This window comes from Oceanobacter sp. 5_MG-2023 (genome assembly GCF_030548165.1).
Taxonomy (GTDB): Bacteria; Pseudomonadota; Gammaproteobacteria; order Pseudomonadales; family Oceanobacteraceae; genus Oceanobacter.
In genome coordinates, this window is the sequence record NZ_JAUORS010000005.1 from 167420 (window position 1) to 174017 (window position 6598).

General features: G+C 52.7%; 9 protein-coding genes. All 9 read right to left on the bottom strand.

Annotation, left to right across the window (positions count from 1 at the left end; translation table 11 throughout):
* Positions 1-63 precede the first annotated feature (63 nt).
* Positions 64-627 (bottom strand): hypothetical protein, encoded by a 564-nt coding sequence (locus Q4551_RS05405; protein ID WP_303432280.1) that lies wholly within the window; start codon positions 625-627, stop codon positions 64-66.
* 291 nt (positions 628-918) lie between these two features.
* Entirely contained in the window at positions 919-1632 is a 714-nt protein-coding gene (locus tag Q4551_RS05410; RefSeq protein WP_303432281.1) for a dinitrogenase iron-molybdenum cofactor biosynthesis protein, read from the bottom strand.
* 101 nt (positions 1633-1733) lie between these two features.
* Positions 1734-2003 (bottom strand): BolA family protein, encoded by a 270-nt coding sequence (locus Q4551_RS05415; RefSeq protein WP_303432282.1) that lies wholly within the window; start codon positions 2001-2003, stop codon positions 1734-1736.
* Positions 2004-2015: 12 nt separating this feature from the next.
* A complete protein-coding gene (gene grxD / locus Q4551_RS05420; protein WP_303432284.1) occupies positions 2016-2348 on the bottom strand; it encodes a Grx4 family monothiol glutaredoxin in 333 nt (110 codons plus the stop codon).
* Between the two features lie 10 nt (positions 2349-2358).
* Positions 2359-3150 (bottom strand): ankyrin repeat domain-containing protein, encoded by a 792-nt coding sequence (locus tag Q4551_RS05425; RefSeq protein ID WP_303432286.1) that lies wholly within the window; start codon positions 3148-3150, stop codon positions 2359-2361.
* Between the two features lie 66 nt (positions 3151-3216).
* The gene (locus tag Q4551_RS05430; protein WP_303432287.1) at positions 3217-3858 is read right to left on the bottom strand and encodes a nitrogen fixation protein NifQ; all 642 of its coding nucleotides are present in this window, start codon (positions 3856-3858) and stop codon (positions 3217-3219) included.
* Positions 3855-4331, bottom strand: coding sequence for an ArsC/Spx/MgsR family protein (locus Q4551_RS05435; protein WP_303432288.1), 477 nt, complete (start codon positions 4329-4331; stop codon positions 3855-3857). Before Q4551_RS05435 ends, Q4551_RS05430 begins: the two co-directional genes overlap by 4 nt.
* A 34-nt stretch (positions 4332-4365) precedes the next feature.
* Positions 4366-4644 carry a 4Fe-4S dicluster domain-containing protein gene (locus tag Q4551_RS05440; RefSeq protein ID WP_303432289.1) on the bottom strand — a complete coding sequence of 93 codons (279 nt, stop codon included), beginning with the start codon at positions 4642-4644 and terminating at the stop codon, positions 4366-4368.
* 54 nt (positions 4645-4698) lie between these two features.
* A complete protein-coding gene (nifB, locus tag Q4551_RS05445; protein ID WP_303432291.1) occupies positions 4699-6228 on the bottom strand; it encodes a nitrogenase cofactor biosynthesis protein NifB in 1530 nt (509 codons plus the stop codon).
* Positions 6229-6598: the final 370 nt, after the last annotated feature.

Genomic DNA, 6598 nt, shown 5'->3' on the forward strand with positions numbered 1-6598 from the left:
ATCAGGCAGCCAGACGCTCGACCGGCGCATGAAACCATCATGCGCCGGTCGATCAAACAGACATTACAGCGCGCCGTGTATCTCACGAACTGCTGTATTGGTCATTGCCATTACATCGTCCAACGACACCAGCGGGTAGCGTTTGGGTTTGTAGCCTTTCAGCTCGGAGTACATGGTTTCCAGCTTGGCGGCAGGTTTCTGACCTTTGAAATCGCTTTTTTCCAGCGCCAGTTCTTCCATCAATTCGTTCCATGGTACCCCCTGCACCATAGGAATCAGGACGAAGTTGATACCATTGATATCGACCTGGGCCGGACTGGTCAGGTTCACAACAAACAAGACCGCTTTCATATCATCCGCAAAATCATCTTTGTAATAATCGACCAGGCCAGTGATCGATGACATTTTATCGAGTGCTCCCACCAACATATGGATCTTGTCATCCGCCAGAATAACGGCTTCCCGCATCAGTTCTTTAGGTGGCAAGGTATGGCCTTTATCGTCGCCCACTTCTCCGGCCACAATCACCAGATCGCCACGATAGGCCTGCATACCGGATTCTTGGGTGGATTCCAGAAAGTTGGAATAGAACAGACGCCCGGTTTCTTTATAGGTAGTAAGCAGCATATGGTAATTTCCTGTTAATAGTGATGAATGCCTGCTCTTTGCTTTCAAGAATCTTGCCGTCAAAATTCTCCAGCCATTAACAAAAAATCTTTTAATATCAAAATGTTACAAGGGACTAAAAACACATCAGAGCGATAATGTCGGATTTACAACACAACATTACCGACGCTATCCGACAAAGCAGACACGAGATCTGTGCTGGGCTTGCCCCATCGGACACAAGCAACAGTATCCGCAAACAAAAAAACACCAGCGACCGGAAGTCGCTGATGTCCAGAGCAGGTGTACAACTCAGGCTTCTTTGGCAAACCGCACCCGGTCTTCGGCAGCCACACCCAGAATCTTGGCCAACCAGGGTGGTGGTGAGTTTTCCATCACGCCTTGCAAGCGCGACAGGACTTCGCTGGCTTCACAGACGTCTTTTTGCTTGATCGGGTACACACCGGCACGAACCACCTTGGCCGCCGCCGGACCGCCAATGGATTGCACATAGGCGACCTGACAATCATTAATCAGGCGGGCACGGAACGCATTACGATCATCTGACAGATCAGCTTCCAGTGCCGAGCGAACATCAACCAGTTGGTACTTCTCGGCACTCAGTTCATACACCAGAAATCGCAAACAAGAACCAAAATGGCCATTCAGTAACTCCCCACTGTTGGAAGCCACCGCCACACGAATGGAATTGGGCAGAGCCTCCGCATCGGCGACTGCTTGTGGCAGATCTTCTGCTTCGCTTTCACCCCAGAGAATCCGCACAGCTTCCTTGATGGCGGGTAAGCCAAGGCTGATGTCTTCACCATCTTCTTCACCGTCGGCACTGCCGAAGCCGGTTTTCAAATCCGTAACCGTAATGGTCGCCAGGGATTCTTCCGATAACTCACCCTCGATCCGGCGAGTCAGAATATCCAGTAATTGGCCCACACTGGTATCCGGCAAAATACGGGCAGCCATGGCTATTCGAAGCGCCGCTTCACGGCTGATAGGCGGTAGTTCACTCATCGCTAATCTCCATCTCATTATTGGGCACCTTTCCTCGCTGGCCACCAGGGCAGTCTGAGCAGGTGTCTTGCCAGGTCTGCGGTTGTCAGACCCGGTTCCGATTACATCAATTGAGTCAGGCCACCCTGGGCTTTGGCTTGCCATTCCGCTGCCGTAAAGGCTTCCACGGTCAGGGCGTGTAATTCACCACTGGCCAATGGCTCACTGAAAGCGGCTAGGATACGTTGCTGCCGCTGCACCGGTCGCAATCCCTCAAAGACATTACTGATAACCCGGGCGGTAAAATTGCAGTCGGCACCATGGATCTCGATCTTGGCTGCCGAGTCGTCCAGTGCTTGCTGGATACGCTGATGCACTTCGCTGGTTTCCATAACGTCGTCCTGTTATTCAGCGCTGGCAGTGGCTTCTTGCAGCAGTGTTTTCAGCGAGCCATCCGCCGCCATGCTGCAGACAATATCACTGCCACCGACCAGTTCTCCGTTCACGAACAACTGCGGAAAGGTTGGCCAATTGGAAACCATTGGCAAACGTTCCCGGATTGATGGAGCTTGCAGAATATTGACGTAGGAAAAATCAACACCGGTTACCTGCAGTGACTTGATTGCTGCGGCAGAAAAACCGCACTCCGGTGCTTCCGGGGTGCCTTTCATATAAATCAGAACCGGATTGCTGCTGATTTGCTTATTGATGGTCTGGATAATATCGGTCGTGCTCATGGTGTTTTCCTCAGGCGACAAAGCGATGAACCGGATGGGTATCCGGCAGAATGTGATGTTGCAACAAGCGTAAGGTGCTGGCTCTGGCAGCGACGTCAAGCACCGAGAAATCATCTTTCGTGGTTGGGGAGGCGTCGGCACCGGCTTCCAGCAGTTGTGCCACCAGCGCGTCATGACCAATGGATGCGGCATAGATCAGTGCCGTCGCACCATGATCATTTTGCTGATCCATATCGATATCGTTATCGAGCAGTAATTGCACGATACGGCTGTTTTCACTGAGACAGGCCATCCAGAGGGCGTTATTGCCATCCTTGTTGACCAGATCAATCCCGGCCCCTGCCATCACCAACTCACGGGCAATATCCAGATTGCCATCACGGCAGGCCTGCATCAGGGCGGTGTCCTGATTGTCACCCCGCTGATCCAGGTTGTAAGGATCAAAGCCGTGCTCGACCAGCCAGCCACGCAGCGGATGACTCAAGGCATCCAGCGGACGGCTGATGCTCGGGTACCAGGCTTCGTAACCGCCATCCAGGCTATAACAGCTGGTAAAGCCAAAATCACTGAACAACTGGGCCATATCCTGACTGGCATGGCCGTGATAGCAGTAGATCAACACCGGGACCGAACGCGCGGTATGTCGTAGCAAGGCGCGCAGATTGGTGTCGTTCAGATGCAATGCCGCGGGATGATGCCCGGACAGATAAGAACGGAAATCACGCATATCAAGCAGCAACATAGGGCTGTCATACAGCATGGCTTCTGCTTCAGTTACAGACAGGGTTTGCCATTGGGTCATGGTGAGATCCTCTTCCAGAAAAGTGGGTTGTTAACGGGTCATTTGCAGTACTTGCAGCACTTGCAATCAGTCTTCAGGGCCAAAGCACTCAGCATAAGCCGTACAGTCATCACAGCTGGGAGCACGACAGACATAACCGCCACCGGCTTCACACAGCTGTTTGTAAAAAAAGCGTTTCCATTTCATGTCGCGATCGTTGGCGGCCACCAGCGCAGGAAAATTCTGCGACAGCAAGGCACTGAGTTCACCGCGGTTAAGCAAACCGAGGTCACGCCAGAGATGCTCTTTGCCCAGGCAACCGGCCGCAACGATATCGGCCATCAACAACTCGCTATCATCCTTGCCAGCCCGGTGTTGTAGTAATAACTGCCGGATTTCCAGCCACTCATCTTCACGCATTTCCAGCAGTTGCTGACGCAGGTCGGCACCATGACGTTGATTGTCACGGTCTTGCTGCTGCGGAAAGGGCAAACTCTGATAACGATTCTGGCCATACAGATAGCGGTGCAAGAACCAGCGATAATCAACCGGTTTCAGCCCCAGGTAATACGGCAGGCACGTCCGTCCCTGCCGCTGGCTGCGCAGTATCTGCCCCAACCAACGGCTGGTGTTGGTACGCAAGGATTCGCGTTCGCTGGTCGATGCGGGTAATAGCTGGGTCATAATCTGGCGCCAGAGTGTGGGTTTTACCGTTACAGCCAAAGTCATACCGTTTCTCCTGCCAGCGGTGTTGGGCAACCATTGCCCTGGGTATGCTTGCTGGCACAGCCTTCTATATCGTCCGGTACATCCAGTTCTTCCCGGCTACGGGTGCTCAGGCCCAGTTGCTGCTGCAGACGCGGCCAATCGAAGCCGCAGTGATACCAGCCCTCAAGCTGAATGAGCGGCCGGCGAATCAGCAAGGGTTCAGCAATCATGGCAACCATCGCTTGTTCCGGAGTGCAGTTGTCAGGATCAATATGGCCAGCCTTGACTGCCGGAGCCGAACGGTTGAACCATTTGTTGACCGGCAAGGAGCCAAAAAACCGTCGTAACTGCTGTGCCTGCCATGGCGTATCGAGCAGGTTATGTTCGATCACATCAACACCCGCTTCACGTAGAATTTTTTTCTGTCGGGTGTTGTTGATACAACCGGGTTTTTCATAAAAATGCAGCACGATAAAACCTCCTGTTTCGACCATAAAAAACGGTTCTTGCAACGATGACTAACCAGCGTTAGCGAGCCTGGATTTCTTGTAAGGCTTCAGCCATTTTTTCTGGTGGAATACCGGTCAGGGAACCCGGTGGATTGATTGCCACACCAGACGCATCCAGAATTGCCTCTTCAATCGGACAAATACTGGCGCATTGAGGCTGGGCATAATCCCCTTCACACTCTGTACATTTGCGCGCATTGATTTTGAAATGCGGTTTGCTGTCATAAATAGCTTCGCTCGGGCATACGTCGTAACAGGCCCAGCAGTTCACGCAAGAATCAACAATAGATAACGCCATGCTAACCTCCGAAGGTGCAGTGAATGGCCGGGTTATGCCCGGCCTGGTGATGACTCAGACAGAAGCCCGTTGTGCGGAAGATGTCTCTGCGGCCGCTTCATCAAGCACGCCGCTGGCAGCCATTTCCTGATAAACCTCCATCACGGCTTCCTCGATGGGTTCCATCGCGTGTTCGCCGTTAGGCACAATGCCGGCCTCTTCCAATAACGACCATGGCTCGTAGCCAATCTTTGAGCACAGCACGGCTTCGCAACCACTCAGGGCACGAATCGATCCGGCCAGGGCACTTTCCTTTTCGCCACAGCTGTCGTCACCCACACAGAACTGGTCGACCTTGCGATGACTGATAAAACGCACGCCTTTTGGAGAGGCTTCGTAGATCAGGAATTCGGTCGCATGACCAAAGTGCTGGTTGATCAGACCGCCGCCACTGGTGGCAACTGCCATCAGTGCCGGGCGCAGATCGCTGGCGATGGTATTTTCCACAGTCGGCACAGAAACCGCGGCCAGACGGCTGCGCTTGGCTTCTTTTTCGTCCAGTTCTTCGAGAATACCGGCGTGTACCACGGCACGGGTTTTCATGGCGGCGTTGTAATCGATATCCATGGCAGCAATTTTATCGAGGGTGAATTCTTCGCCCCGATCTTCACCCAACAGGCCAACGGCATCGGCACGGCACTGACGGCAGTGACGCATCATGTTCATATCACCGGAGCAGGCATCCTGCAGATCTTGCAGCTCTTCCGGCTCAGGCCCGCGCTGCCCCATAATGCCGAAGAAGGTGCCGTGTTCTGCTTCAGAGATCAGCGGCATCACGTTGTGCAGGAAAGCGCCTTTGGATTTGACGATGCGCGAGACTTCTTTCAGGTGCTCATCATTCACCCCAGGAATCATCACCGAATTGACTTTCACCAGAATGCCGCGTTCAACCAGCATCTCGAGGCCTTTTTGCTGTTGGGCAATAAGGATCTTGGCGGCTTTTTCACCGTAGATACGTTTGTTATTCCAGTAAATCCAGGGATAGATTTTGGCCCCCACCGCCGGATCGACACAGTTGATGGTGATGGTGACGTGATCAATGTTGTGCTTGGCCAGCTCTTCCACTGAGTCTGGTAAAGACAAGCCATTGGTCGATACACAGAGCTTGATATCCGGCGCTTGCTCACTCAGCATACGGAAGGTTTCGAACGTGCGTTCGGGGTTGGCCAACGGGTCGCCCGGGCCGGCAATCCCCAGTACCGTCATTTGCGGGATATTGGCCGCAACGGCTTTGGTTTTCATCACCGCTTCTTCTGGCGTTAATACTTCAGATACCACACCAGGGCGAGATTCGTTGGAGCAGTCGTACTTGCGATTACAGTAATGGCACTGGATATTGCAAGCGGGGGCGACCGCTACGTGCATACGAGCAAAATAATGATGCGCTTCTTCGGAATAACAAGGATGGTTCTTGACCTTGTCACGAATTGAATCCGGCAGCGCCGACATCTGGTCGTTATCACTGCCGCACGAACCAGAGGCACAGCTACTGGTGGCTGCGGTTTCCTCTTTGCTTTCGTCTTGTCCAAGCACTGTCAGTTGCATGGTCTCAGCTCCTTCATTATGACCTGCCTGCGGCAGGTGAATCTCTGATAACCCGGGTGGGCCGGTTGCTAACAAGTCGTTGCAATGCCAATGCCTAAATATAACGCTTTGTTTTTATTGGTTTTTTATATTCCAACCTGATTATTTGTCGTATTCCGTACAGCACATCCAAGGGACTTTTTGTGGTGTAGGGAACAAAGGCAAGAATGCTCAATGTCATCGTAATCGTGATTTTTTGTCACAAACATGTGATTCCTGGCGTCCAGGAACAGCAAGCTATAAAGCAGAAAGTCTATAGGGGGCATCTATTTAATCCGGTGCTCACTCTGGGCTACCGGATGGTTTCGAATCACGAAGCCGACTTGCAGGC

Bases quoted from the DNA above. Each gene is read 5' to 3' on its own strand.
- Q4551_RS05405 (WP_303432280.1), bottom strand. From the start codon at position 627: ATGCTGCTTACTACCTATAAAGAAACCGGGCGTCTGTTCTATTCCAAC.
- Q4551_RS05410 (WP_303432281.1), bottom strand. From the start codon at position 1,632: ATGAGTGAACTACCGCCTATCAGCCGTGAAGCGGCGCTTCGAATAGCC.
- Q4551_RS05415 (WP_303432282.1), bottom strand. From the start codon at position 2,003: ATGGAAACCAGCGAAGTGCATCAGCGTATCCAGCAAGCACTGGACGAC.
- grxD (WP_303432284.1), bottom strand. From the start codon at position 2,348: ATGAGCACGACCGATATTATCCAGACCATCAATAAGCAAATCAGCAGC.
- Q4551_RS05425 (WP_303432286.1), bottom strand. From the start codon at position 3,150: ATGACCCAATGGCAAACCCTGTCTGTAACTGAAGCAGAAGCCATGCTG.
- Q4551_RS05430 (WP_303432287.1), bottom strand. From the start codon at position 3,858: ATGACTTTGGCTGTAACGGTAAAACCCACACTCTGGCGCCAGATTATG.
- Q4551_RS05435 (WP_303432288.1), bottom strand. From the start codon at position 4,331: ATGGTCGAAACAGGAGGTTTTATCGTGCTGCATTTTTATGAAAAACCC.
- Q4551_RS05440 (WP_303432289.1), bottom strand. From the start codon at position 4,644: ATGGCGTTATCTATTGTTGATTCTTGCGTGAACTGCTGGGCCTGTTAC.
- nifB (WP_303432291.1), bottom strand. From the start codon at position 6,228: ATGCAACTGACAGTGCTTGGACAAGACGAAAGCAAAGAGGAAACCGCA.